We start from the raw sequence: 24776 nt of genomic DNA on the forward strand, positions 1-24776 counted from the left end.
GGCCAGCCCGCAGCGCGTCTCTAGCCGCCCATGAATCGCAGCTCGAAGCTCACAGCTCGAAGCTCGTCGCTCCAAGCTCGCAGCTCTTCGCTCACAGACTCAATGAAAATCGCGGCTGCGTGGGCTGAGCCCATCGAGCAGCGCAGTCTGGTCGATCAGACGCTTGGCGATGACATGGCGCACGCCGGCGTGGCTTTCCAGCTTGCCGACGACGCGCAGCAGCCGGGATTCGAGCAGCACGCGGCGATAGCGAACGGCCAGATCCTTCCACACCACCACGTTGACCATGCCGAACTCGTCCTCGAGCGTGACGAAGACGACCCCCTTGGCCGAACCCGGTCGCTGGCGCCCGATCACCAGCCCGGCCACGGCGACTCCCAGGTCGCTCGGCAGCGTGGCGAGCCGCTGCGAGTCGACGACACTGCCGAGACCATGTCGATCATCGGCGCCCTGGGCGGCCCGCAGCAGCGCCATCGGATGCGGGCCCAGCGTCGTGCCGACACTGGCGTAGTCGGCGCGAATGGCATCGCCGATCTCGACCGGGTTGAGCGTGACCGCTGCCGCCTCGGCATCCTCTTCGTCATCCTCGCGCTCGGCGGCGTCGAGCTCGGCAAACAGGGGTAGGGAAGCCTCCACGCCGGCGACCGCCCAGCGCGCGTGATGGCGATCGCCCGAAAGCCGCTCCAGCGCACCCGCATCGGCGAGTTTCGAGAGCACCAAACGTTTGACGCCGGCGCGCGCAGCCAGTCGTTCGACGCTGACGCTGCCGGGCATGTCTCGCGCCGCCAGTACCCGTTGCGCATCGGACCGAGCCAGTCCCTTGATCATGTGCAGTCCGAGTCGAATCGCCAGGCCGCCGGTGCTCTCTGGCGCGTCTTCCAGCGTGCTCTCCCAACGGCTTTCGAGAATATCGACGGCACGCACTTCGACGCCGTGGCGCCGGGCATCCTGCAGTACCTGATCCGGCGTGTAGAAGCCCATCGGCCAGCTATTGATCAGCGCGCAGGCGAAAATCGCCTGTTCGTGGCATTTGAACCAGCAACTGGCATAGGTCAGCAGTGCAAAGCTCGCGGCGTGGGATTCCGGGAAACCGTAGCTGCCGAAGCCCTTGATCTGCTCGAAGATCCGCTCAGCGAACTCACGCGTGTAGCCGCGTTCGCGCATCCCCTCGGTGATCCGCTGGCGATGGTGTTCGAGCCCGCCGTGACGCTTCCATGCCGCCATCGCGCGGCGCAGCTGATCCGCTTCACCGGGAGTGTAGCCCGCCGCGGCGATCGCCAGCGCCATGACCTGCTCCTGAAACAGCGGCACGCCGAGGGTGCGCTCGAACACCGCCTTGACCTCCTCGGACGGATACGTGATCGCCTCCTCGCCGTTTCGGCGCTTGAGATAGGGGTGAACCATGTCGCCCTGGATCGGCCCCGGACGCACGATCGCGACCTCGATCACCAGATCATAGAACGTGGCCGGCTTGAGCCGCGGCAGCATCGCCATCTGCGCGCGCGATTCGATCTGGAACACGCCGATGGTGTCGGCGCGCTGGATCATCGCGTAGGTGTCGGCGTCTTCGGACGGAATTTCGGCAAGCCCCCAGTCCTGACCACGGTGGCGTTCGAGCAGCTGGAAGCTGCGTCTGAGCACGCTCAGCATGCCCAGCGCGAGAACATCGACCTTCAGAAGCCCGACCAGATCGAGATCGTCCTTGTCCCACTGGATCACGGTGCGCTCGGCCATGGCGGCATTTTCCACCGGCACCAGGGTGTCGAGCGGCTGATCGGAGATGACGAAGCCGCCGGGGTGCTGGGAAAGATGGCGCGGAAAGCCGATCAGCGTGCCCGCCAGCACCAGCAGCCGCTTGAGCTGCGGCTCGTCCGGCTCGAAGCCCTGCTCGCGAAGGCGCGTCGCATCGGGGATCTCATCGGTCCAGCGACCGGCACAGCGCGCCAGTTGATCGATCCGCTCCGGAGCAAAGCCGAGGGCACGCCCGATATCGCGAATGGCACCGGCGGCATGATAGTGGCTAACCACCGCCGTCAGCGCGGCGCGATGGCGTCCGTAGCGGCGAAAGACGTACTGGATCACCTCCTCGCGGCGCTCGTGCTCGAAATCGACGTCGATATCCGGCGGCTCGTCGCGCTCCTTGGAGATGAAGCGCTCGAACAGCAGCTCGCTTTTCGACGGGTCGATCGAGGTGATGCCGAGCGCGAAACAGACCGCCGAATTAGCCGCCGAGCCGCGCCCCTGACACAGAATGCCCTGACGCCGAGCGAAGTCGACGATGTCTTGCACGGTCAGGAAATAGTGCTCGTAGCCCAGCGACTCGATCAGCGTCAGTTCGTGTTCGATCTGCCCGGCGGCCTTTGTCGGCACGCCTTCGGGCCAACGCCAATGACAGCCTTCAAGCGTCAGTGCGCGCAAGTGCGCAGCCGGCGTCAGACCGGGCGGCACCACCTCATGGGGATAGGTGTACTCGAGCTCGCCGAGATCGAAACGACAACGTGCCGCCAGCGCCACCGTCTCTGCCATCAGCTCGCGCGGATAGATCGCCGCCAGCGCATCGCGCGTTCGCAGGTGACGTTCACCGTTGGCAAACAGCGCGCAGCCGGCCTCGAACACGCTGACGTGATGATGAATCGCGGTCAGGCAGTCCTGCAGCGCACGACGACCGCGGGCGTGCATGTGAACGTCACTTGCTGCCAGCGCGGGTATCGCAAGCTCAGCGGCCAGCCGAGTCAGCTTCTCGAGCCGGGTCGTATCGTCGAGTCCCGCCTCGAAGCCATAGTGGAGTTCCACCGCGAGCCACAGACGACCGGGAAAATAACCTGCCAGACGCGCCCCCACGGCAGCATCGTCGTCGACCGTGGGAATCCACAGCGCAAACAGCCCCTCAGCGCCCTCGAGTTCGGCCAGGTCGTGCTCGTGAAGCCGATATTCACCCTTGGGAGCACGACCGCGCACGCGAGTGATCAGCCCGCATAGCGCGGCGTAACCGGCGCGGTTTTCCACCAGCAGCACCAGTTTGATGCCGCTGTCGGTGGTGAACTCGGCACCGACGATCAGCGCGACGCCATGCTCGCGCGCGGCCTGCCAGGCACGCACGATGCCGGCGAGCGTCGCCTCGTCGGTGATCGCCAGCGCCCGGTAACCCAGCCGGGCCGCTCGGGCGAACAGTTCATCCGCCGTGGAAGCGCCGCGCTGAAAACTGAACGCGGAGAGGCAGTGAAGCTCGGCGTATTCTTTATAGGCGCCCGAAGCCGCGCCAAACCCTTCATAGGCGTCCGTAGATGCGCCGAGAGCATCGTTTGTGGCCTTTTCGCCACCTGCGCGAGTGCCACCCACGCGAGAGAAAAGATCGCTCATCCGAACCAACCGTGAAGATAGAGTCCGGGCTGCCCGGGTTGGCGCCAGACCCAGGCATGGCGGCCGTCGTGCCATTCGGCAAGGTAGTAGTCCCGGCGCACGTCATCGCCATCCCACCAGCCGCTTTCGATACGCTCCGGTCCCGCCAGCAGGCGCGTGATTTCCGCTTCGCAGCGCTGCGGTTCGGCGACCAGCCAGCCAGGCCGTCGCCGCCGTTCGAGCGTTTCCCCCGCGCGCGGGCCGGCAGCGGCGAGAACGGCCGCCTCCGGACGATGCTCACGGTGCTCGATCAAAGGTTTCAGTGCCGACGCCCCCAGTCGCGCGACCAGCCGCTGATGCAGCTCGGTCCAGGCCTGTGCCTGGCGTGCCGGGCCATCCAGCAGTTCCCGGCGCAGAGGGGTGTAATCGCTCACCTGTTCGGCGCCGAGCTCGAGCGCCATGACCGGCCCCTCGAGTCGAACGCGTTCCAGATGCGCTCGGGTCAGCGTCAGCAGCGTGTCAGGATCGCGCTGCACGCGAAGCAGTCCGATGTCGACGTACTGGGGCGATCGGTCCTCCAGCTCCAAGGTCAGACGAAAGCGCTCGACACCGGCATCCTGCCCGATCAAGAAGAGTCCCAGCTCCTGCAACAAGCGCTTGAGCGGAAAAGCGAGACTGGCCACGGCATGAACGGGCCGGTCGAACTCGAACCGTCGCGAGAAGCGCGTACTCGGTCGGTAGAGATCCAGCGCCAGCGGCCACTCACCGCGAAGCTCACCCAGATGACGCATCACGCTGGCACCGAAACGCCGCGCCAGCGCGCTGCGCGGCAGGGCAAAAAGCTCCCCGAGATAGCGAAATCCACTGCGCTTGAGCGTCTCGACCTCCTCGCGCGCGAGACCGGCCCGTTCGAGCCTGAGCGCGCCGAGCGCCGACTCCAGCCCGGCATCGTCCACCGCCATCCCGTCATGCGCGTTGACCAGCACCCGCGCGGCTGCCGGGTTGGGGGCGATGACCAGACGATGCGAAAAACCGAGCTCGTCCAGTTCGCGGCGCAATCGCGCCTCCAGATTCGGCCAGGGGCCGAAGAGTGAGAAGCCGCTGGCCACCTCGAACACCAGCGCGTGCGGATAGTGAAGACTCACTTGCGCACTGTAGCCATACGCCCAGGCCGCCAGTCGATGGCGCCAGCGCTCCACCAGCGCCGACTCGTAGGCCGCCGTCTCGAGGCGCTGGCTCGACTCGAACCCGGCGCCCTTCTCTGGCGCGGCTTCGGGCGCCTTGAAACGGCCAGGCGCGGCTACGGGCACCCTAAAGCGACCTGGCGCGGCTTCGGGCGCCTTGGAAAGCGGCGCCATAAAAAGCGCCTCGGCGAATCCCAGCGCCTGCCCGGGCCGAACCCCGCGCGTTCGAGCGGCGGCATTCGCCGCGCGAATGATCTGACGCTGCGGTGGGCCGTCGGTCAGCGCGAAAGGGGCTTCGGGGTCGGCGCGACGGCGCAGCGCACCCTCGAGCGCCAGGCGTGGAAACAGAAGACAGATCCAGCGCATGGCGTCACCCGCCACCGCCGAAGGCGATGCGCTTCACGGGCGCCCAACCGCCACGGCACTTGAGGATTTCCGCTTCGCCGTGACGATGCAGACGCAGGCGCAGCGATACCGGCGAGGCCTCTTCCAGACGGCCGACAGGGCGGCTGACGAATGCCAGCGTCTCGCCACTGGCCGCCGCCACCTGCAGCCGACGCATGGCGCGAGCGTCGGCCTGCGGCAGCCAGGCCACCACGGCGGCGCAGCAGCCGGCACGCAGACACTGCTCGGTAGCCCAGAGCGCTTCGCGCCCTGTCACATCCAGCCAGTGACACTGGGAAAGCGTCAGCCCCGCGCCGCGCCACGCCGCCGGATACGGCATCGCCGGCGGCGAGATCAGCACGACCGGCTCGGCGGCGGCGGTCAGACGCGCCAACAGCGGCCACAGCAGCGCCAATTCACCACTGCCAGTACCGTTCGACAGCAGCTCACTGACCGCACTGCGCGGCCAGCCGCCACCGGGAAGCACACTATCCAGTGCCGCGTGCCCCGTAGCCTCGACACGATCGCGAGGCTCGTCGACGTCCGACTGCACACGCCAAACCTGGCGGCTGTCGATGAGCGATTCGAGTTCATTCATCGCCAAGTATTCCGGCAGGCGCACAGAGGCGAATCGACTCGTTGCAAAAGGTGAAAGCGACGCGACATGGTGATGACCGGAAGCATGAATCGGAAAGGTCAGTGTCGCGCAAACAGAAAATACTGTCTATATATACAGTATATTTCCGGTCAGCAATCGCCGGAGCAGGCCTTTGCCAAAAGCAAATCTCGCCCTTTAAGATGTCTTAATATAAGTCTAAGGAAAGCTGATTTTGGTACGCATCTACGACTTGGCGTCAGAGCGGTTCTGGGATATGGACGAAGAAGACCCCCGCAGAGCACTCGTCTTCAAGGCGCTTCAGCACTATGGCGGGATTGATACGATAGAAAGTCGAAACCAAGTCAATCGCGCTATCGTTCGTGGTCAACATGGACTGAGTTACCGCGATCTCTGCGTTTCAGTCACTTCCATCCACGATCGTAAACACTGACGCGCGCGAGCGGCTATCGCCCGTCACGATGCACTATTCGAGACGCGAAGCGCTCCCAGGCTCTTCTTGATTGCCTTGAGCTGGTCGCTGATCTGGGGGCCACGGTTCTTGGCCACGCCCACCGCGAGGACGTCGATGGTCAGCAGATGCGCGATTCGCGACGTCATGGGAATGTAGATCTCGGTATCTTCCTGAACGTCGACCGGTAGCGTCAGGCTCACCGCGTCGGCCAGCGGTGAGCCACTGGGGCAAAGCCCGATCACGGTGGCCCCCGCCTTGACCGCCGTCTTGGCGCTCGACACCAGCGCGCGCGTGCGGCCAGTCTGCGAAATCGCCACGACCACGTCGCCCTCCTTCAACGTCGCGGCGGACATTGCCTGCATGTGCGGGTCGGAGTAAGCCGAGGTCTGGATCTGCAGGCGGAAGAACTTGTGCTGCGCATCGGCGGCGACGATACCCGAGGCCCCGTAGCCGTAGAATTCGACGCGGTTGGCGACCACCAGCGCAGCGATCGCCTTGCCCAGCGCCTCGTTGTCGAGTCGATCACGAACGTCTTCGAGCGTCTCGATGGTGCTGTCGAAGATACCGTGGGAGAACTCGGAGACGCTGTCGCCGTCGGTCATGGTGAACTGGGCGTACTGGCTGCCCTTCGCCATCATCTGCGCCAGCTTGAGCTTGAACTCCTGAAAACCGGCCATGCCCATGGCGCGGCAGAAACGCACCACCGTCGGCTCGCTGACCTGGGCTTCGCTGGCGAGATCGGTGATTCGCATCAGAATCACTTCCTCAGGATGGCGCAGCACGAAGCGCGCCACCTTCTGCTCCGAGCGGCGCAACGTATCCATGTGCACGCGCAATTCATCGAACAACGAACGGCTCATGGCAAATTCTCTCTGGTCAGCATGGCGCTCAGTATGCCCGAGTCGCTACCGGGTCACACGTTGAAGGCGAGCGTTGACAGCATGAAAAAAGTGACACGTCACACTCTTGTCATCTCGGGTATAGTATGCATGTCGGCGTCAAACCCGACGGTTCCGAGGATGCCAGGAGATTCGGTCAATGAAAGACATCGAAAATCTTCACACCCTGAAGAGCGAAATTCTCGACATTTTCATGCATATCGAAGTCGACGAGCATGAGCAGCGCAAGCGCAAGGCCGCCGTCCGCTACCTCAAGGCTCGCCGCGGGATCGAGCGTCGCGAGGAGAAACGCCGTCTGGCAGAGGATATCGCCGAACTACCCGACTGACGCCTTCGCTCAGCGCCATACCGTCAAGACAACGACGGCCGCCTCGTTAATCAAGCGGCCGTCGATTCATCCACCTCGCAGTCCACTCAGGCAGCGAGGTCAGGCCTCTCTCGCCTTCGAATCGCTTGTCCTACAGGCTGTTGAAGAACACCACGATCACACCGATAGGCGCCACGTAACGCGACACATAGTGCCAAAGCACACGCCCTTTCGGCCCGAGACCCAGCTCCTGTTTCACACTCTCGCCATCCAGGAACCAGGCGGTGAAAACGATCGCGGCGAGCCCGGTCAGTGGCAGCATCAGCTTGCTGGTCAACGCATCGAGCAGATTGAAGATATCGAGGCCAAACGGCGCAAAGCCGGACCATAGATTGAACGCCAGCAGCGCGGCGATCCCGAGCGTCCAGGTTGCCAGCGCTGCCACGAAGGCGGAGGCCAGACGAGAGAGCGGCGTACGCTCCTCGAGAAACTCCGTCACCGGCTCCAGCAGCGAGATCGCCGAGGTCAGCGCGGCCACGGTCAGCAGGGCAAAGAAGATCGCTCCGAACGCGAAACCGCCCGGCATATCGATGAAGGCCAGCGGCAGGGTGACGAACAGTAAACCCGGCCCGGCGCTCGGATCGAGATTGTTGGCAAACACCACCGGAAAGATCGCCATGCCGGCACCCAGCGCAATGACGGTATCCAGAATGACCACGGTCCGCGCCGTCTTGATCAGGTTGACGTCCTGTCCCAGATAGGAGCCGTAAGCCATCATGATGCCCATCCCCAGCGACAGGGTGAAGAAGGCGTGGCCCAGCGCGGCCAGCACGACGCCACCGTTCAGCTTGCTCCAGTCCGGCGAGAACATGAAGGTCGCAGCCTCCTTGAAACCGGAGGTGGTTGCGCCGAAGCCGATCAGCCCGATCAACGCCACGATCAATAGCGGCATCAACCACTTCGCCGCGCGCTCCAGCCCACCCTTGACGCCCCCGGCGACGATGCCGAACGTCAACAGCATGAACAGCGTATGCCAGAAAAGTAGCGTACCCGGCTGCTTCAGCAGCGTGTCGAAGTAATCGCCCACCGCCACACCGCTGGACTGACCCAGATCGCCGGTCAGCGTGCTCCAGGCATAGTTGAGGGACCAGCCGCCGACGACGCTGTAGAACGAGAGGATCAGAAATGAGCCGAGAATCCCGGCGATACCCACCAGCACCCAGTCCGGCGACTTCTTCGATTCGCGACTCAGCGTCTGCATGGTGTTGACCGGGTTGGATTGCCCGCGCCGGCCGAGCAGCCACTCGGAAACCAGAATCGGCAGCCCGATCAAGGCAATACAGACCAGATAGACGAGCACGAAGACCGCGCCGCCGCTGTCGCCCACCATGTAGGGAAATTTCCAGATATTGCCGAGACCGACCGCCGAACCGGTCGCCGCGAGAACGAACGCCGTGCGCGAAGACCACTGCGCATGGGTGTGGTTTTTAGCCATTGCTGTCATCCATTGTGTCGAGCCAGGCAGCCAAAGTGCACTGCCAGATTCCCTGACCCGCGTCAGAAGGTGGCATATCGTGCCTAAAGCTCGCGATTGGCGCAAATCGACGACAGTTTGAAGATTTTTTAGAAAGGGTAGCCACTAAATTCGGTTTTCAGCAGCAATATCCATCCCACGGGGATGCACAGATGCCTGCAGACGAGCTCGCCTGACGCTGACTCCAGTAATCATTGGATGGGTTGCAATAGATGTATATTTTGAGAATATACAAAGCATGATCGATCTGGCGCAGATTACCGGCTTTGATTGGGACGAGGGTAACGCTCGCAAGAGCGCAGACAAGCACGACGTTCGCCAATCCGAAGCCGAACAGCTGTTTTTCAATCAGCCACTGCTGCTGACCGAGGACGCCCGTCATAGCGCTGACGAACCTCGCTATCATGCCCTCGGCGTGACTGATGATCGGCGTCGGCTGCACATCACGTTCACGCTGCGCCGTTCGGGCACCCTGATCCGCGTGATTTCCGCCCGCGACATGCACCGCAAGGAGAGGAGGGTTTATGAACAAGACCAGAACGACGCCTGAGTTCAAGAGCGAAGCGGATGAACGCGCGTACTGGGAAAGTCACGACTCCACCGAACACGTCGATTGGACCCAGGCCCAACGCGCCGAGATGCCAAACCTGAAGCCCTCGACCAAGACGATCTCCCTTAGATTACCCGAGTCGCTGCTGGACCGAATCAAGATCGAAGCCCACAAGCGAGATATGCCCTATCAATCGTTGATCAAGGCTTGGTTGGCCGATGACGTGAAGACCCATCGATCGTCATGATCGTTCTGTATCCGGATATGAATGTATCCGAGAGGGCGCATGAGATGCGGCCAACACCCTTTTGGCCGCCCGCTCGATGACCGCAAAAATCGGCAACGTCGACACAGTGTAGCCCGGAGGCCTTCGAGGCCCGAGTGATCACTTGAGTCGGCATCCATCAATTCTGGCCAAGATCAGGCAACACCTTTCCGAAGTGACCAGGTGTTGCACTCAGAATCTGCGTCCGAGCAGAGTAAAAAGATCGCGAGCCGAATGTACAGTATATCGTGTTAATAACTTAATCATTAAACAGTTGTCAGGCCCCATGTAATAGCCGAAAAATTTGATATCCATCACTGGATTGAGCCGTGTAGCCGGGAAAAAAAGATGGATACTGCCAAGGAATCGCCGTCATGAAGAATTGAATTAAACAAAACCAAAAGCAGAATCGGATGCCATAATCGAAAATTTCACTGCTGGGCCCATGATTCATGAGCCAGTAAAGCGCTACAGCACTGGCCAATGATGTCAAAGGACCTGCACTCAAGATCATTACCTGAAGCCAGATGCTGTCAACGTTTTCCCAGTAACAGTGTCCTTTATAGAAAGGAAATATAGAACTTTTCACTTCGAGATTTCGCAGAGAAAACCGCCATACAAAATTCGCGTTTCCCATAACAATTTTCACTGGCTTATCCATCAGCAATGGCAAAGCCGCATGCCCCAACTCATGTAAAAATGTCGCCAAAGGCATCAAGATAAAAAACCCAATAAAACTTGTTGCCATCAAAAGCATGGAAAAACCTCGTTATTGTTGTCGATTTAAATCACAAATACACAGTTTCAAACCATTTTACGTCTGGTGGTTCAGTACGCGCTGAGCCGCCCGCTCGATGGCCGCAAAATCAGCGCCCGGCACCAGAGCTGCGCTAATGGCTTCTGCTGATACGGGATCATGTCGCTCCAGCCACAGCAGCGCCTTCTTGGGCCCTTCGAACCACAGATTGCGTAACAGGAAATAGTCCTCGAGCAGCGAGGTGAGCAACCAGGCCCGCCGATAGTTACCCTCGGCGTCACCGCGGCGAGTGCGCCTCAGCATCTTCTCGATCCAGACACGGCGGGCCTGCTGCTCATCGGCGGGCAACGCGGCGGGCCCGGCAACCCATTTTCGCTCCAGTAATCCCATGAAAGCGTCTGCCGTGCCCCGGTGCTGAAGCAGGATGATGGCACCACGAAAACGTAGGTGCTCGTCTTCCGGATCCCGGAGCACGGACTCCGAATAGACGAAGCCATCGACGAAGATTCCCTCGTGCACATAGGCTTCCCGAACCGCACGCTCGACGGGGCCAAAAGCGGCGATATCGAGATCGCTCTCCGGCGTGGCAGTGCCATTGGCGGCAGAGCCGTAGAGCAGAATCGTGTGAGCCGCGAACCGCGATTGAAAATTCGCGGCGATCGCGCCGAGCCGTGATCTGTTATCCAAGAGTCATCCATCCCGTCATTGTTTTTTGGCATTCGTTTTTGGCATCCGGTTTTGGCGTTCAAAACAGCGAAACCTGACGCTCGCCGGCAAATTCCGCCAGCGGGGGCAGCTCGATGCGCTCGGCAAGGCGGGTGTAGAACAATCGTGCGAGTTCCGGGGCCTGTCGGTTATCCGGTGTGTGCACAAAGAGAAAAGGGGTTTTCCCCTGTTTTATCCACAGGCTGAGCCGTTCAATCCACGGTTCGAATCGGGCCAGATTGATGCCTTCGTCGAAGTGTCCAATAAAGCGAATAACGGGGTTGACCGCCGTGGAGAGCACGTGTAATGGGACTTTCGGCTTTTCGCTTTGCGCTGACTCGAGCTCCTTGTCAAGCCCTGCAGGCGTTGCAAAGAGCGCACGAACGTCCAGCAAAATGCGATTGGCCTCTTGACTTATCAACAAGCGGTTGAATGCCTGCTCAGCCATCCCCTTGTGGAAAAAATCATGCTGCCTGACCTCGACACCACACGGAATGCCCTTTGGCCACCGGGCAAGCAGTCGTTCGAGCGCCGGCAGTTCGGCATGGCCAAAATCTCGCGGTAGCTGAACCATGATCGGCCCCAGTCGATCTTCCAGCGGCGAAAGCCGTTCGATAAAACGTTCGAATTCGTCGTCGACATCGCGCAAGCGCTTGCCGTGAGTCAACTGGCTGGGCAGCTTGAAACAGAAGCGGAACGTCGATGGTGCCTGCTCGGCCCAGGCAGCCACCGTCTCGGTTTTCGGAATGCCGCTGTAGAAGGTGGTGTTGCCCTCCACGGCGTTGAAAACGCGAGCGTAATCGGCAAGGTCGACATCGCCGTGCGCGGGCAGCAGACTGCCTCTCCAGTCAGCATTGGCCCACATCGCCATGCCCAGGTAGAGCGGCGGCTCGGCCCGGGCATTCAACGATGTCTCGTCAGCCGTCAGCGTAAACGCTCCGCATGCAGGGTCACCGTCGGCGAAACGATATCGTGCTGCGCCGCGATCATGGCGAGTTCGCGGGATCCGGCGCGATGTGTATGTTCGAAAAGCATCTGCACGGCCGCCGCCGTCTGTTCGAGCGCGCGAGCTGGGCCCTCATCTTTGACGCCCGCTCTTAGCGTGTGTGCCAGGAACAGCGCAGCGGTGAAGTCACCGGCGCCGTTGGGCGGCACTTCGAAGGCGACCTTGGGGGTGGCGATTCGCCAGCTGCCGGCAGGCGCGTCGACCAGCATGCCGATCTGTTCGCCGTCATCGCCCGCGATCTCCAGTGAAGTGACCAGCACGACCTTCGGCCCCTTGGCGCGTAGATCGGCAGTGGCGGCGAGTGCGTCCTCCAGCGTCCGGATGTCCCGCCCGACGAGAAAGCCGAGTTCGAACTGATTGGGGGTAACGATATCCGCGCGCCCGATGGCGTGGTCTCGCATCCACTGGGGGATGCCCTCGCGCACGAAAAAGCCGCGGCCGACGTCGCCCATCACCGGATCGCAGCAGTAGAGCGCCGCCGGGTTGGCCTGCTTGACCCGGTCGACGCTCTCCAGCACGGCGCGGCCGATGCCTTCGTCGCCCATGTAGCCCGACAGCAGCGCATCGACGCCATCGAGTCCGACCAGCGATTCGACACCGTCGAGCACGTCCTTGAGATGATCGGGCGAGAAGACCTCGCCGGTGAAGGCACCGTAGCCGGTGTGATTGGAGAACTGGACGGTATTGATGGCGGTGACTTCAAGCCCCAGACGCTGCAGCGGGAAGACGGCAGCGCGATTGCCGACATAGCCGTAAGCGACGTGGCTCTGAATGGAGATGACGTGAGTCATGAAGAATTCCGATGCGGATGCAAAACGCCTAGTGTAAACGTCCATTCGCACCCGTGGCACCGCAGACGACGACGCTCGAGGCCGCTTGCTCGACGCCGGTGGGCGGTGACGTTATGCTCGCTGCTGATTTTTCGACACGCCGATTGTGCTGCTTCAAGGACTGAAACCTCATGCTCCATGCCGGGCGGATTCCCGCGCATTACCGCTTTCACCGCGCCCCGGCGCTATTGGTCTCACTGCTGCTGGCGTTGATCGTGGCCGGCTGCAGTAGCGCGCCGGTAACCACAATACCCGGCGGCAACGCAGAGAACCGGGTCACGCAGCGCGACCGCGTCACCGATTGGCACAATCTTCCCGGCTGGAGTCAGGATCAGCCCATGGCGGCCTGGAGTGCTTTTCAGGAGAGCTGCACCCGGCTCAAGCGAAAGTCCGCGTGGAAAAGCGTCTGTCATGACGCCCGATCGGTCGATCCGCTCAACGCCGTAGCGATTCAACACTTCTTCGAGACTCGCTTCACGCCCTATCGCATCACCAACAGCGACGGCAGCGCTACCGGCCTGATTACCGGCTACTACGAGCCAATCCTGCGCGGCTCGCGCGTTCGCGGTGGCCCGTATCAAACCCCGCTCTATCGATACCCGAGATACTGGAAAAAACACACGCACGTCGGACCGACTCGTCGAGAACTCCGCGCCAGCGGCGACCTCGACGGCACCGAACTGGTCTGGGTCGATGATCCCGTGGAGGCCGCCTATCTCCAGATTCAGGGTTCCGGTCGGGTCGAGCTGACCGACGGCACCACCATGCGGGTCGCCTATGCCGGCACCAACAATCAGCCGTTCCAGTCGTTTGCCAGACGCCTGATCGAGCGCGGCGAGATCACGCCGGCGGAGGCCACGCTGCCTGGCGTGCGGGCCTGGGCCAAGGCGCACCCGGATCAGGTCGAGACGATGCTCGACGTCAATCCGCGCGTCGTCTTCTTTCGTGAGCTGGCAGGCGCCGACGCGCTTGACGAGACCAGCGGCCCCATCGGCGCACTGGGGGTACCGCTCACCTCGGAGCGCAGTATCGCCGTCGACCCCGACGAGATTCCGCTTGGCGCACCGGTTTTCCTATCGACCACCCAGCCGCTCTCGAATCAGCCGCTGCAGCGGCTGATGGTCGCTCAGGACACCGGTAGCGCGGTGAAGGGCGCCGTGCGTGCGGATTTCTACTGGGGACATGGCGATGCCGCAGGCGAAGCGGCAAGCCGGATGAAGCAGCGCGGCGAAATGTGGGTACTGCTGCCCCGATGAAGCGGCGTCGGACGGTCCTGGCACCGCCAGGACCGTCCGGCACGCGCTAGAGCGCGCCGGAGAACGCCTTCTTCACCCGCAGTGCGGCGATGACTTGGATGATGCCGTAGACCAGTGCGACCACGCCGATCCAGATGGCGGTCACCACGAGACCGCTGAGCGGGCTGGCCACCAGCAGAATCCCCAACAGCAGCGCCAGCACACCGCTTAACACCGTCCAGCCTTCACCGGGTGCGCTACGGCGAATCTTCAACCCGAGCATGAGCCGGTAGATGCCGGCGATGACCAGCCAGATTCCCACCAGGATCAGCAGTGCGCTGGCCATGGAGAGCGGATCGAAGATCGCCACCAACCCGAACAGCACCGAAAAGGCGCCGTAAAAGATCAGCCAGCCCTTGCCCGCGCCGCGGTAGGTTGCCGCCGTGACCAGCGTGGTGATCCCTTCCGCCAGCGCCATGATGCCCATGATCCAGGTCAGCGCCGCGATCGCGACCAGCGGCTTGAATACCGCGATCAGACCGAACACGATAGCGATCACGCCGAACGCCATCAGAATCCACCAGCTTCGCCCGACCAAACTTCTGGAAACGGTTGCCATCGCTCTCCTCCTTGCCTGAACCTGCTAATAACCATAGACGCTGACAGGAGCGACATCGATGCCGAAAACCGAATCGCCCACGCCGTCGCTGGCCGTCGTCACCGGCGCCACGGCGGGTCTGGGCTTGGAAACCGCAAGAGGACTCGTCAAGGCCGGTTATCGCGTCATCATCGCCGGTCGCAACGCCGACAAGGGCGAGCTTGCCTGCCGTTCGATTCGCCAGCACGACGCTGCCGCCGCGGTCGAGTTCGCGCTGCTCGACCTCGATAGTCTGGACTCGGTGCGCTCGTTCGCCGCGACGCTTCGCCAGCGGGAGCACGCGCTGGCCAGGCTGATCAATAACGCTGGCCTGATGGCGCTGCCCCGCCGCGAGCTGACCGCAGACGGCTTCGAGCGTCAGCTGGGCGTCAACTACCTTGGCCACTTCCTGCTCACCAGTCTGCTGCTGCCGCTGCTCAGCGCTCATTCACGGCTTCCCGGCCACGAGAATGACCCGGCCAGAGTCGTCCAGCTCTCGAGCCTGGCCCACCGCAGCGGCCGGATCGAGTTCGACGACCTCGACGGTGCGCGTCGCTACGATCCCTGGCGCGCCTATCGTCAGTCCAAGCTCGCCATGCTGCTGTTCGCGCAAGCCCTGGCGAAGCGCAGCGTCGATCACGGCTGGGATATCGTGAGCGTCGCTGCTCACCCCGGTCTTTCACGCACGGCGCTATTCGATCATGGGGTCAAGAGCCGGCCGCTGGCAGGCACGATCTTCAAACTACTGATGCCGCTGCTGAGCCAGTCCGCCGCCGATGGCGCCCGTCCCACGCTGCACGCCGCACTCGCCGAGGGCGTTCACGGCGGCGACTACTTCGGCCCCAATGGCTTCGCCGAGACTCGCGGCAAACCCAAGCACGCTCACCGCAGCAACGCGGCCAGGGATCAAATCGTTGAAGATCGGTTGTGGGCGGTGTCCTGCGAACTGACCGGGGCCCGTTGGCCCGATTAGCCAGGTCGAAGTCGCCACGCGTCGAGTCATGACGTTGAAGACATTGCTCATTAATGTTATGTTATAACGTAAATGCGTGTATCCACCTCTCGTGCCCGCGTGTACCGCACCTGAGTCTTTCCGCTGCAGGCCCAAGCCTCGTCGCAGTCAACCCGACGCCTGCCGCGGCAGGGCGATTCGAGGGTTCATCCGCCTGCCAATCTCATCTTTACGTCATTCATCCGGAGCCTTGTTCATGTCGTTATCCCGCCGTTTACTGTCATCCCTCGTGGCGCTCTCCGTCATTTCCGTTGCCGGCATCGGTTCGGCCCAGGCAGCCATTCACGCGGTGGCCGCCGAAAGCAGCTACGGCAGCATGGTCGAATCGATCGGTGGCGATCATGTCGATGTCGTCTCGTTGCTCGATAGCCCCGACGTCAACCCGCACGCCTTCCGCGCCGATCCGAAGATCGTCAGGAATCTGGAACAGGCCGATCTGGTCGTGCTCAACGGACTGGGTTTCGACGGCTGGATGGAGCCGCTGCTCAAGAGCACCGATGGCGCCGAGCGTCAGGTCATCCGCGCCAGCGAAGCCGGCAGCCACATGATCATGGCGGACAAGAATCCGCACCTGTTCTACTCCCCGCAGATCATGCTGGCGACCGCCAGCCGGGTAGCTAGCGCGCTGGAGACGATCGACCCAGACAACGCCGACGACTATCGCGACAATCTCGCCGCATTTCAGCAGTCGCTGCTGCCGGTCTACGGCGCCGTTCAGCAAGTGATCGCCGATCACCCCAACCTGAGCATCACGGCCACGGTGCCGGTCTACAGCTACATGATCGCGCTGCTCGGCTACGAGAATCGCTATCACGATATCCAGTTCGCTTCGATGGATAACCATCAGCCGAGCGCCCAGCAGGTCGCGATCTTCACCGACGCGCTGAAGCAACACCAGGTCGATCTACTGATCTACAACCTGCAGGTCAACAACCGTCTGACGCAAAATCAGGTCAGTACGGCCAAGGAAGCGGGCATCCCGACCGTTGGTGTCAGCGCCATTCCGCTGCACGGCGAAGATTATGCCCAGTGGCAGATCGAGCAGCTCGACGCCATCGATCAGGCGCTAAACCAGGCCGATCAGGACGCGAACCCGGAAAATCATGGCTGATGAGCCACTGATTCACGCCCGAGACATCGCCGCCGGCAAAGGGTCGGCGAGCGTGTTCGAGGCCCTGTCGTTCACGATCGCGCCCGGCAGTTTCACCGCACTGGTCGGTCCCAACGGGGCCGGCAAGACCAGCCTGTTCGAGACGCTGCTCGGGCTGGTGCCGCTGCATGCCGGCACCCTGGCGGTCATGGGCGACAAGCCCCGGCGCGCCAGGCGCCACATCGCCTACGTGCCGCAGGCCTCCAGACTGCTTCATGACGATGCGTTGATCGGTCGCGAATTCGTCAGCGCGGCCTATCAGGCACACCGTTGGGGCATGCCGCTGCCGAACCGTCGCCGGCAACGGTCGCGGGTCGTCGACGCGGCACTGGAAACGGTCGATGCCAGCGATCTGGCACGGCGCCGCCTGTCGACGCTTTCAGGCGGCCAGCGTCAACGCCTGCTGATCGCCCAGGCACTGGTCAACGATCCTCATCTGATCCTGCTCGACGAGCCCCTCTCCCAACTCGACCCCGCCGCGCGGGATCGCATCGTCTCGGTAGCCGATGCGCTGGCGCGCCGCGGGATCGCCGTCATTTTCAGCACCCACGACATCAACCCTGTGCTGCAGGTATGCGATCAGGTGCTTTACCTGGCCGGCGGTCGCGGACGTGCCGGACGTGTCGACGAGATCATCTGCGACTCTACGCTGAGCGAGCTCTACGGCACGTCGATGCGCGTCATCAGCGAAGGCGGGCGCCGCTTCGTGTTCGAGGGGAGCCAGCGTCGGCTCCGGGCGGTGGGCCAGTGATGCTGCCCGAGTTTCTGCGCTACGACTTCATGCAGAACGCCTTCCTGGCGACCACGGTCATCGCGCTGATGGGCTCGCTGGTGGGCTATTTCGTCGTGCTGCGCCGCCAAGCGTTCGGTTCGCATGCGTTGAGCAACATCGGCTTTGCCGGCGCTGCCGGGGCGTCGCTGATCGGCGCCGAGCCGATGGTCGGGCTGCTGGTCTTCGTGCTCGGAGCGGCACTGCTGATGGCATGGTCGGGGCGCAACGTGGGCGAACGCGACGTCAGCGTGGGCATGATCCTGATGTTCTCGCTGGGTCTCGGAGCGCTCTTCATCAATCTCTACAGCGCCAACGCCAACGCCGCCATCGGCATCCTGTTCGGCAGCGTCTTCGGCATCGATGCCAGCCAGATTCGCTGGATCACGATCACTTCGCTGGTCGTGCTGGCGGGGCTCATCGCGCTGTTCCGGCCGCTGCGATTCTCGAGTCTCAACCCGGATGCCGCGCGCGCCAAAGGCATTCCGGTCTCGCTGATCGATACCCTGTTCCTGCTGCTGCTCGGCGCCGCATCGGCCATTGCGGTGCCGGTGATCGGTGCGCTTTTGAGCTTCGCCATCTTCATCGGCCCCGCCAGCGCCGCCCAGGCCTGGAGCGGACGCGTCGGCATCGGGCTTGCATTGACCGCGCTGCTCGCGCTCGGCGAAGCCCTGGGCGGGCTGGTGATCTCCTACTATGCCAACCTGCCGGCATCGTCCTGCATCGCTGCCTTGAGTTTCGGCCTCTATGCGCTGAGCCGGCTGACGCGTTACGGTCTGCCGATCTCGTCTCTCTCACGCTCGAGCGGATGAAACCATGCCTTCGACCCGCCATCACCCCATTCCCGTCACGCTATTGACGGGTTTTCTCGGCAGCGGCAAGACCACGCTGCTCAATCGGCTGGTGCGTCAGCCGGGCATGAACCGCATTCTCGTCATCATCAACGAGTTCGGCGAGATCGGCCTGGACCATCAGCTGTTCAGCGCCACCGACGAAACGGAAGTCGTCACGCTGGATAGCGGCTGTCTCTGCTGCACCATTCGCGGCGATCTCGCCCGCACGCTGCGCGACGCGCCCTGGCGCTTTTCGCGCGGCGGTCAGCGCCAGTTCGACCGGCTAGTGATCGAGACCACCGGGCTCGCCGATCCCGCGCCGATCCTGCACACGTTGATGACCGACGCCAAACTCGTGGCACAGTATCGGCTGGACGGCATCGTCACCACGGTCGATGCCGCCCACGGCGCCAGCACGCTCGACCGTCATCCAGAGGCCGTGAAACAGTCGGCCATCGCCGATCTGCTGCTGTTGACCAAGTCGGATCTGACCGATGAGGCTTCGCTCGCGGCGCTGCGCCGGCGTCTGACGACCATCAATCCCGGTGCGGCACAGCGCGTGATCACGGCGGGCGAGATCGATGCCACGGCGCTGATCGGCCTGGGGCTGATGGATGCCGATGGCACCCGAGCGGATCTTGCGCGCTGGCTGGACGGTTATCTCGATCCCGAACCACCGGTCATGGATGGCCTCTCGTTCAATGCGGGCGGCGCCACCGGCCTATCGCCGCTGACCATCGGCAGTCGCGAAGCCTATGGCCTTCATAACGATCCCAATCGCCACGACGATCATATCCACGCCCACAGCTTCACGCTCGACACGCCCATCGACCTGGCAAGGTTCGAAGCCTGGCTCGATCTGATGCTCGCGCTGATGGGCGAGAACATGCTGCGAATCAAAGGCATTCTGAATATCGAAGGCCGCGACAGACCCACCGTCATCCATGGCGTGCAGCACATCTTTCACCCACCGGTGGAACTGGACGCCTGGCCGGATGAGGACCGCCGCTCACGGCTCGTCTTCATCACCCGCGACATCCCCCGGAAGTCGCTGGAGAGCGTGATGGTGGCGGTGAGCTGAAGCTCACTCCACCGTGACGCTCTTAGCCAGGTTGCGCGGCTGATCCACGTCGGTGCCCTTGAGCACGGCGACATGATAGGAGAGCAGCTGCAGCGGGAGGGTGTAGAGGATGGGGGCCAGAATCTCGTCGATGCGCGGCACGTGCAGCACCCGAAGTTCGTCGGCGCTGCCGAGCGCGACCCCCTCGTCGGCGAAGACGAAGAGCTGACCGCCACGGGCGCGCACTTCCTGCAGGTTGGATTTGAGCTTCTCCAGCAGTTCGTCGTTGGGGGCCACCGCGATTACCGGCATGTCGGCATCGACCAGCGCCAGCGGGCCATGCTTGAGCTCACCCGCCGGATAGGCCTCGGCGTGAATGTAGGAGATCTCCTTGAGCTTGAGCGCACCTTCCAGCGCGATCGGAAACTGCGTTCCGCGACCGAGAAAGAGCGCATGATGCTTCTCGGCGAAGGCCTCGGAGAGCTCGGCGATCGGCGCATCCATTTCCAGCGCTCGATCGAGCGTCGCTGGTAGCTCGCGCAGGGCCTGTACCAGCGCAGCCTCGCACGCATCGCCGCGGGTCTGCCGCAGCGAGAGCGTCAGCATCAACAGGCCGACCAGTTGCGTGGTGAATGCCTTGGTCGAGGCGACACCGATCTCCGGGCCGGCCTGGGTCATCAGCGCGAAATCGGACTCGCGGGTCAAGGAGCTTCCGGGGACGTTGCAGATGGCCAGCGCACCCAGATAGTCGAGGGTCTTGGCGTAGCGTAGCGCGGCCAGCGTATCGGCGGTCTCGCCGGACTGGGAGAGCGTCACGAAGAGCGTGTTCTTCGGTACCACCACGTCGCGATAGCGATATTCGGACGCGACCTCCACCTGCGTCGGTAATCCCGCCAGTTTCTCGAGCCAGTAACGCGCCACCATGCCGGCGTGATAGCTGGTGCCGCAGGCGATGATATGCACCTGCTCGACTCGAGCGAACAACGTCTTGGCACCGACCCCAAAGCTACTTTCGAGCACGCGGGAACCGCTGAGGCGACCTTCCAGCGTGGCCGCGATCACCGCCGGCTGCTCATGAATCTCCTTGAGCATGAAGTGGCGATATTCGCCCCGGCTTGCCGCCGCGTCACCGTGCTCATAGGTGTGTGTAGAACGCTCGATCCGCTCGCCGGCCGCGAATATCTCGATGCCGCGACCATCGGAGAGGCGCACCACGTCGCCCTCCTGCAGGTAGATGAAACGGTCGGTGACCTGCAAGAGCGCCAGCGCATCGGAGGCGATGAAGCTCTCGTCGATGCCGACACCGACCACCAGCGGGCTGCCCTTGCGCGCGCCGACGATCTCGCGAGGGGCCTCGGCGTGCATCACCGCCAGCGCGTAGGCGCCGTCGATTCTCGCCAGCGTCGTCTGGACCGCCGCCAGCAGATCACCGGTCTCGCCAAAGGCGCGCTCGATCAGGTGCGCGACGACTTCGGTATCGGTCTCCGATTCGAAGACGACACCGTCGGCCTCCAGCTCGCGCTTGAGCGGTTCGAAGTTCTCTATGATGCCGTTATGTACCACCGCCAGACACCCGCCCGCCGCGTCGCCCGCCACGTGGGGGTGAGCGTTCACTTCGAAGGGTTTGCCGTGGGTGGCCCAACGCGTGTGCGCAATGCCGATATGCCCACTCAAGGCGCCCTGAGCCAGCTTCTCCTCGAGCGCGGCGACCTTGCCAACGGCGCGCTGGCGGCGGAGCTCGCCGTCGGCGTTCAGCACCGCCAGACCGGCGCTGTCGTAGCCGCGATACTCGAGCCGCTTGAGCCCTTCCAGCAGAATGCCCTGCACGTTGCGCGCGGCCAGCGCGGCGACGATTCCACACATGATCGATGTCCTTATACGTCAGTTCGGGAAGTCGGCTCGGCGGCGACGACCAGCCGGGTACCGTGGCTTTCGATGGCGGCCGCCGACGCGTCGTCGAGCCGCCAGTCGGTGACCAGCGTGTCGAGGCGTGCCCATGGCAGCTCCAGATTGGGAATACGGCGACCGATCTTGTCGGCCTCGGCCATCACCACCACCTCGCGGGCGACTTCCGCCATCACGCGGGTCAGACCGAAAAGCTCGTTGTAGGTGGTAGTACCGCGTTCGAGATCGATGCCGTCGGCGCCGACGAAGAGCTGGTCGAAGTCATAGGCGCGCAGCACCTGCTCGGCGACCTGCCCCTGAAAGGATTCGGAGTGCGGGTCCCAGGTGCCGCCGGTCATCAACAACGCCGGTTCGGACTCCAGCTCACGCAGGGCTGCGGCGACGGCCAGCGAGTTGGTCATCACCACCAGCCCGCGCAGTCCGCCCAGCTCGCCGATGAGCGCGGCCGTGGTGGTGCCGCTGTCGACGATGATGCGATTGTGCTCGCGGATGCGCTCGCGCGCTGCACGGGCAATCGCCTGCTTGTAGGGCGAGAGCACATGAGCCGGTTCGCTCAGCATTTCCTGCGGCAGCGGCGCGGCCCCGCCATAGCGGCGCAACAGCAGCCCACTGCGCTCGAGCATCGAGAGATCCTTGCGCACTGTCACTTCGGAGATGGCGAAGCGGCTCGCCAGCGCCTCGACCGGGGTCTCCCCATGGGCGTTGACGTAGGTCAGGATGGCATGACGACGCTGGGCGGTATCACGTTTCGTCATCTTTCGAAAATCGCTCTACAAAGTTTCGAATCGAAAGATAATTGGAGCGAGTCAAAATGTAAATACTGAACATTGTCGAGAGGGCGCCGCGGAATAGCGATACGGAGTAGTCACTGCACCGCCGTCTCGGCATCATGGTTGGCCTTCGCCGACAATCACAATAGGCCCGCACCACTCATGAAAAGTCAGCAGATTCTCGAAAAACTCATCGGCTTCGCTACCGTCAGCCGCGACTCCAATCTCGCGTTGATCGAGTTCATCCGCGATTACCTCACCGAGTGTGGCGTCGAGTGCGAGCTGATCCACAACGACGAACGCTCGAAGGCCAATCTGTGGGCGACGATCGGTCCGACCGACCGCGGCGGCGTGGTGCTTTCCGGTCACACGGATGTCGTGCCGGTGGATGGCCAGCCGTGGACGCTGCCGCCATTCGAGATGACCGAACGCGACGGCAAGCTGTATGGGCGCGGCACGGCGGACATGAAGGGCTATATCGCCTGCGTGCTGGCGGCTGTGCCGAGTTTTGTCTCCGCCGATCTGAAGACGCCGATTCATCTGGCGTTCTCCTATGACGAGGAGGTGGGTTGTCTCGGCGTGCGTTCGATCCTGTCGATGCTGGAAGACAAGCCGCATCAGCCGACCGCCTGCATCATCGGTGAGCCGACCGAACTCAAGCCGGTGCTGGGCCACAAGGGCAAGCTCGGCGTGCGCTGTCACGTCAAGGGTGCTCCCTGCCATTCGGCCTATGCGCCGGAGGGCGTCAACGCGATCGAGAATGCCGCAAAGCTGATCACCAAGCTGACCCAGATCGGTGAGCGTCTGGCCGAGTCTTCCCGTCGCGACGAGCGCTTCTATCCGCCCTTCTCGACGGTGCAGACCGGCGTGATCGAGGGCGGCCAAGCGCTCAACATCGTGCCCGCGGACTGCCGCTTCAACTGGGAAGTGCGCTCACTGCCCGGCTTCGATGCCGGTGAGGTCGAGCGCGAAATGCGTGACTACGCCGAGAGTGAGCTGATTCCGAAGATGCGCGCGGTGGTGCCTGATACCGACATCGTCTTCGAGCCGCTGCAGTCTTATCCGGGACTGACCACGGAAGCCTCGAGCGAGGTTGCCGCGCTGATCGCCACGCTCGCCGGACGCAACGACTTCGGCACGGTCGCCTACGGCACCGAGGGCGGGCTGTTTCACGAGGCGGGCATTCCCACCGTGGTCTGTGGCCCGGGCTGCATGGATCAAGGTCACAAGCCCGACGAATTCATCGCCATCGAACAGCTCGAGCGATGCGACGCGATGATGCAGCGGCTAGTGGAGCATCTTGGCGCATGAGGAGATCGACGATGCTTGCCGGACTACGCCGGGCTCTCGCGCTCAGTTTGGCGCTCGGTTCTGTCATATTGGCCGGCTGCAGCACCCAAGCACCGCAGCCCGGCTTCGAGCAGCGCCCGGCGACGGTCCAGGATGAACTGGTCTCGTTGATACCGGCGAGTACCCGTGACCGAGAGGGCTGGGCCACCGATATTACTGCCGCCTTTGCAGCGCAAGATCTGCCGGCCACCAGGGATAATCTCTGCGCCACGCTGGCGGTGATCGAACAGGAGTCCACCTATGATGCCGACCCGAGCGTGCCCAATCTCTCGACCATTGCGCGTGACGAGATCGAGCGCCGCGCCAGCGCCTTACACATCCCCGGGTTTCTCGTCGACGCGGGCCTGAATCTGGAATCACCGACCGGCGAGACCTACAACGAGCGCCTCGATCACATCACCACCGAGCGGCAAATGAGCGAGATCTTCGAGGATTTCATCGGCATGGCGCCCCTGGGCCGCCAGCTCTTCGGCAGTCTCAACCCGGTACATACCGGCGGGCCGATGCAGGTGAGCGTCGATTTCGCCGAAGCGCACGCCGACCATTATCCCTATCCGATCGACGGCTCGATCCGCCACGAGGTATTCACCCGACGCGGTGGACTCTATTTCGGCATCGCCCATCTGCTCGGCTATCCCGTCCATTACGATGACATGATCTATCGCTTCGCCGACTTCAACGCCGGCTGGTACGCCAGCCGCAATGCCGCGTTCCAGGCCGCCGTCACGCAGCTTTCCGGCATTCCGCTGGCGCTCGATGGCGATCTGATCATTCCTGGCTCGCGCAAGGCGGGACAGACCGAGCTGGCCGTGCGCACGCTGAAGCGCCAGCTCGAGATGGATGATGGCGAAATTCGCGATGCGCTCGAGAAGGAGAATTCACTCGAATTCGAGCAGACCGAACTCTACGAAAAGGTCCATGCGCTGGCGGCACGGCAGGAAGGCCAGCCCATCCCCTACGCTCACCTGCCGGGTATCAAGCTCGAGAGCCCCAAGATCACCCGCAACCTGACCACCGCCTGGTTTGCCAAGCGGGTCGACGAGCGCTGGCAGCAGTGCATGCAGCGTTGATTACCGGGATTCCAAGCTGGAAGCGACGGAATTTCCACGGCTGTCGGAAAGAAGCCACCTGATAGCGCCTTTCAGGCTCAACCCGAACGACCTCCGGCGAGCCGGGTCTAGCGACATGGGTTCGGCGAACCAGACATCTGAATGATGTCTGGTTC

Annotated in this window: 23 protein-coding genes; 11 read left to right on the forward strand and 12 right to left on the reverse strand. The window is 62.9% G+C overall.

The genetic code is table 11. The annotated features are described in order from the left end of the window. Positions 1–99: 99 nt before the first annotated feature. The 4 genes from IE125_RS05060 to hexR form a co-directional block, all read right to left on the reverse strand. Positions 100–3360: an error-prone DNA polymerase gene (locus IE125_RS05060; protein WP_189443544.1), complete on the reverse strand. Its 3261-nt coding sequence runs from the start codon at positions 3358–3360 to the stop codon at positions 100–102. Next, on the reverse strand, positions 3357–4889 hold the full coding sequence (locus IE125_RS05065; protein ID WP_189443545.1) for a Y-family DNA polymerase: 1533 nt from the start codon (positions 4887–4889) through the stop codon (positions 3357–3359). Before IE125_RS05065 ends, IE125_RS05060 begins: the two co-directional genes overlap by 4 nt. Positions 4890–4893: 4 nt before the next feature. Beyond that, entirely contained in the window at positions 4894–5505 is a 612-nt protein-coding gene (imuA, locus tag IE125_RS05070; protein WP_189443546.1) for a translesion DNA synthesis-associated protein ImuA, read from the reverse strand. 474 nt (positions 5506–5979) lie between these two features. Next, on the reverse strand, positions 5980–6837 hold the full coding sequence (gene hexR, locus IE125_RS05075) for a transcriptional regulator HexR (protein ID WP_189443547.1): 858 nt from the start codon (positions 6835–6837) through the stop codon (positions 5980–5982). Between the two features lie 178 nt (positions 6838–7015). Between hexR and IE125_RS05080 the strand changes: the two genes are divergently transcribed. Further along, positions 7016–7204 carry a PA3496 family putative envelope integrity protein gene (locus IE125_RS05080; protein WP_189443548.1) on the forward strand — a complete coding sequence of 63 codons (189 nt, stop codon included), beginning with the start codon at positions 7016–7018 and terminating at the stop codon, positions 7202–7204. Positions 7205–7334: 130 nt separating this feature from the next. Here the strand turns inward: IE125_RS05080 and IE125_RS05085 are convergent, their stop codons facing one another. Beyond that, positions 7335–8678 carry a sodium-dependent transporter gene (locus tag IE125_RS05085; protein WP_189443549.1) on the reverse strand — a complete coding sequence of 448 codons (1344 nt, stop codon included), beginning with the start codon at positions 8676–8678 and terminating at the stop codon, positions 7335–7337. 277 nt (positions 8679–8955) lie between these two features. Between IE125_RS05085 and IE125_RS05090 the strand changes: the two genes are divergently transcribed. After that, positions 8956–9267: a BrnT family toxin gene (locus tag IE125_RS05090; RefSeq protein ID WP_189443550.1), complete on the forward strand. Its 312-nt coding sequence runs from the start codon at positions 8956–8958 to the stop codon at positions 9265–9267. After that, on the forward strand, positions 9242–9514 hold the full coding sequence (locus IE125_RS05095) for a BrnA antitoxin family protein (protein ID WP_189443551.1): 273 nt from the start codon (positions 9242–9244) through the stop codon (positions 9512–9514). Before IE125_RS05090 ends, IE125_RS05095 begins: the two co-directional genes overlap by 26 nt. 295 nt (positions 9515–9809) lie before the next feature. Here IE125_RS05095 and IE125_RS05100 read toward each other — a convergent pair whose 3' ends face one another. From IE125_RS05100 to pdxY, 4 genes are read right to left on the reverse strand one after another with little or no spacing between them, the layout of a single operon-like run. Further along, positions 9810–10289 (reverse strand): site-2 protease family protein, encoded by a 480-nt coding sequence (locus IE125_RS05100; RefSeq protein WP_189443552.1) that lies wholly within the window; start codon positions 10287–10289, stop codon positions 9810–9812. Positions 10290–10346: 57 nt separating this feature from the next. After that, positions 10347–10976, reverse strand: a complete 630-nt coding sequence (locus tag IE125_RS05105) for a nucleotidyltransferase domain-containing protein (protein WP_189443553.1) — start codon at positions 10974–10976, stop codon at positions 10347–10349. A 58-nt stretch (positions 10977–11034) separates the two neighbouring features. After that, positions 11035–11865 carry a DUF72 domain-containing protein gene (locus IE125_RS05110; protein WP_189443809.1) on the reverse strand — a complete coding sequence of 277 codons (831 nt, stop codon included), beginning with the start codon at positions 11863–11865 and terminating at the stop codon, positions 11035–11037. Between the two features lie 53 nt (positions 11866–11918). Continuing rightward, positions 11919–12791: a pyridoxal kinase PdxY gene (gene pdxY, locus IE125_RS05115; RefSeq protein WP_189443554.1), complete on the reverse strand. Its 873-nt coding sequence runs from the start codon at positions 12789–12791 to the stop codon at positions 11919–11921. A 170-nt stretch (positions 12792–12961) separates the two neighbouring features. Here pdxY and mltA point away from each other — a divergent pair, with 170 nt between their 5' ends. Next, entirely contained in the window at positions 12962–14086 is a 1125-nt protein-coding gene (mltA, locus tag IE125_RS05120; RefSeq protein ID WP_189443555.1) for a murein transglycosylase A, read from the forward strand. Between the two features lie 46 nt (positions 14087–14132). Here the strand turns inward: mltA and IE125_RS05125 are convergent, their stop codons facing one another. After that, a complete protein-coding gene (locus IE125_RS05125) occupies positions 14133–14684 on the reverse strand; it encodes an HdeD family acid-resistance protein (RefSeq protein ID WP_189443556.1) in 552 nt (183 codons plus the stop codon). Positions 14685–14742: 58 nt separating this feature from the next. Between IE125_RS05125 and IE125_RS05130 the strand changes: the two genes are divergently transcribed. The 5 genes from IE125_RS05130 to IE125_RS05150 all read left to right on the forward strand — a co-directional run bounded on the left by IE125_RS05130 (position 14743) and on the right by IE125_RS05150 (position 19547). After that, complete coding sequence (locus IE125_RS05130) at positions 14743–15675, forward strand: oxidoreductase (RefSeq protein WP_189443557.1); 933 nt, start codon at positions 14743–14745, stop codon at positions 15673–15675. Positions 15676–15910: 235 nt separating this feature from the next. Continuing rightward, positions 15911–16825: a metal ABC transporter solute-binding protein, Zn/Mn family gene (locus IE125_RS05135; protein ID WP_189443558.1), complete on the forward strand. Its 915-nt coding sequence runs from the start codon at positions 15911–15913 to the stop codon at positions 16823–16825. Then, the gene (locus tag IE125_RS05140; RefSeq protein WP_189443559.1) at positions 16818–17615 is read left to right on the forward strand and encodes a metal ABC transporter ATP-binding protein; all 798 of its coding nucleotides are present in this window, start codon (positions 16818–16820) and stop codon (positions 17613–17615) included. The genes IE125_RS05135 and IE125_RS05140 overlap by 8 nt, the downstream gene beginning before the upstream one ends. Beyond that, on the forward strand, positions 17615–18445 hold the full coding sequence (locus IE125_RS05145) for a metal ABC transporter permease (protein ID WP_229808932.1): 831 nt from the start codon (positions 17615–17617) through the stop codon (positions 18443–18445). Before IE125_RS05140 ends, IE125_RS05145 begins: the two co-directional genes overlap by 1 nt. Before the next feature lie 4 nt (positions 18446–18449). Next, on the forward strand, positions 18450–19547 hold the full coding sequence (locus IE125_RS05150; RefSeq protein WP_189443560.1) for a CobW family GTP-binding protein: 1098 nt from the start codon (positions 18450–18452) through the stop codon (positions 19545–19547). Between the two features lie 3 nt (positions 19548–19550). On the opposite strand, the gene glmS is transcribed toward IE125_RS05150, so the two are convergent. Next, positions 19551–21389 (reverse strand): glutamine--fructose-6-phosphate transaminase (isomerizing), encoded by a 1839-nt coding sequence (glmS, locus tag IE125_RS05155; protein ID WP_189443561.1) that lies wholly within the window; start codon positions 21387–21389, stop codon positions 19551–19553. A gap of 11 nt (positions 21390–21400) precedes the next feature. After that, positions 21401–22186, reverse strand: a complete 786-nt coding sequence (locus tag IE125_RS05160) for a DeoR/GlpR family DNA-binding transcription regulator (protein ID WP_189443562.1) — start codon at positions 22184–22186, stop codon at positions 21401–21403. A gap of 177 nt (positions 22187–22363) precedes the next feature. On the opposite strand from IE125_RS05160, the gene argE reads away from it, so the two are divergent. Together argE and IE125_RS05170 are read left to right on the forward strand one after the other, a co-directional pair. Beyond that, positions 22364–23512, forward strand: coding sequence for an acetylornithine deacetylase (gene argE, locus IE125_RS05165; protein ID WP_189443563.1), 1149 nt, complete (start codon positions 22364–22366; stop codon positions 23510–23512). Between the two features lie 11 nt (positions 23513–23523). After that, positions 23524–24621, forward strand: a complete 1098-nt coding sequence (locus IE125_RS05170; RefSeq protein ID WP_189443564.1) for a DUF1615 domain-containing protein — start codon at positions 23524–23526, stop codon at positions 24619–24621. Positions 24622–24776 lie beyond the last annotated feature (155 nt).

Origin of the sequence: Salinicola rhizosphaerae, from assembly GCF_014652715.1 — a bacterium.
GTDB classification, from domain to species: Bacteria; Pseudomonadota; Gammaproteobacteria; order Pseudomonadales; family Halomonadaceae; genus Salinicola; species Salinicola rhizosphaerae.

Excerpts from the sequence above, each read along its gene's own strand:
- IE125_RS05060 (WP_189443544.1), bottom strand. The coding sequence starts at position 3,360 with ATGAGCGATCTTTTCTCTCGCGTGGGTGGCACTCGCGCAGGTGGCGAA.
- IE125_RS05065 (WP_189443545.1), bottom strand. The coding sequence starts at position 4,889 with ATGCGCTGGATCTGTCTTCTGTTTCCACGCCTGGCGCTCGAGGGTGCG.
- imuA (WP_189443546.1), bottom strand. The coding sequence starts at position 5,505 with ATGAATGAACTCGAATCGCTCATCGACAGCCGCCAGGTTTGGCGTGTG.
- hexR (WP_189443547.1), bottom strand. The coding sequence starts at position 6,837 with ATGAGCCGTTCGTTGTTCGATGAATTGCGCGTGCACATGGATACGTTG.
- IE125_RS05080 (WP_189443548.1), top strand. The coding sequence starts at position 7,016 with ATGAAAGACATCGAAAATCTTCACACCCTGAAGAGCGAAATTCTCGAC.
- IE125_RS05085 (WP_189443549.1), bottom strand. The coding sequence starts at position 8,678 with ATGGCTAAAAACCACACCCATGCGCAGTGGTCTTCGCGCACGGCGTTC.
- IE125_RS05090 (WP_189443550.1), top strand. The coding sequence starts at position 8,956 with ATGATCGATCTGGCGCAGATTACCGGCTTTGATTGGGACGAGGGTAAC.
- IE125_RS05095 (WP_189443551.1), top strand. The coding sequence starts at position 9,242 with ATGAACAAGACCAGAACGACGCCTGAGTTCAAGAGCGAAGCGGATGAA.
- IE125_RS05100 (WP_189443552.1), bottom strand. The coding sequence starts at position 10,289 with ATGCTTTTGATGGCAACAAGTTTTATTGGGTTTTTTATCTTGATGCCT.
- IE125_RS05110 (WP_189443809.1), bottom strand. The coding sequence starts at position 11,865 with ATGGCGATGTGGGCCAATGCTGACTGGAGAGGCAGTCTGCTGCCCGCG.
- pdxY (WP_189443554.1), bottom strand. The coding sequence starts at position 12,791 with ATGACTCACGTCATCTCCATTCAGAGCCACGTCGCTTACGGCTATGTC.
- mltA (WP_189443555.1), top strand. The coding sequence starts at position 12,962 with ATGCTCCATGCCGGGCGGATTCCCGCGCATTACCGCTTTCACCGCGCC.
- IE125_RS05125 (WP_189443556.1), bottom strand. The coding sequence starts at position 14,684 with ATGGCAACCGTTTCCAGAAGTTTGGTCGGGCGAAGCTGGTGGATTCTG.
- IE125_RS05130 (WP_189443557.1), top strand. The coding sequence starts at position 14,743 with ATGCCGAAAACCGAATCGCCCACGCCGTCGCTGGCCGTCGTCACCGGC.
- IE125_RS05135 (WP_189443558.1), top strand. The coding sequence starts at position 15,911 with ATGTCGTTATCCCGCCGTTTACTGTCATCCCTCGTGGCGCTCTCCGTC.
- IE125_RS05140 (WP_189443559.1), top strand. The coding sequence starts at position 16,818 with ATGGCTGATGAGCCACTGATTCACGCCCGAGACATCGCCGCCGGCAAA.
- IE125_RS05145 (WP_229808932.1), top strand. The coding sequence starts at position 17,615 with ATGCTGCCCGAGTTTCTGCGCTACGACTTCATGCAGAACGCCTTCCTG.
- IE125_RS05150 (WP_189443560.1), top strand. The coding sequence starts at position 18,450 with ATGCCTTCGACCCGCCATCACCCCATTCCCGTCACGCTATTGACGGGT.
- glmS (WP_189443561.1), bottom strand. The coding sequence starts at position 21,389 with ATGTGTGGAATCGTCGCCGCGCTGGCCGCGCGCAACGTGCAGGGCATT.
- IE125_RS05160 (WP_189443562.1), bottom strand. The coding sequence starts at position 22,186 with ATGACGAAACGTGATACCGCCCAGCGTCGTCATGCCATCCTGACCTAC.
- argE (WP_189443563.1), top strand. The coding sequence starts at position 22,364 with ATGAAAAGTCAGCAGATTCTCGAAAAACTCATCGGCTTCGCTACCGTC.
- IE125_RS05170 (WP_189443564.1), top strand. The coding sequence starts at position 23,524 with ATGCTTGCCGGACTACGCCGGGCTCTCGCGCTCAGTTTGGCGCTCGGT.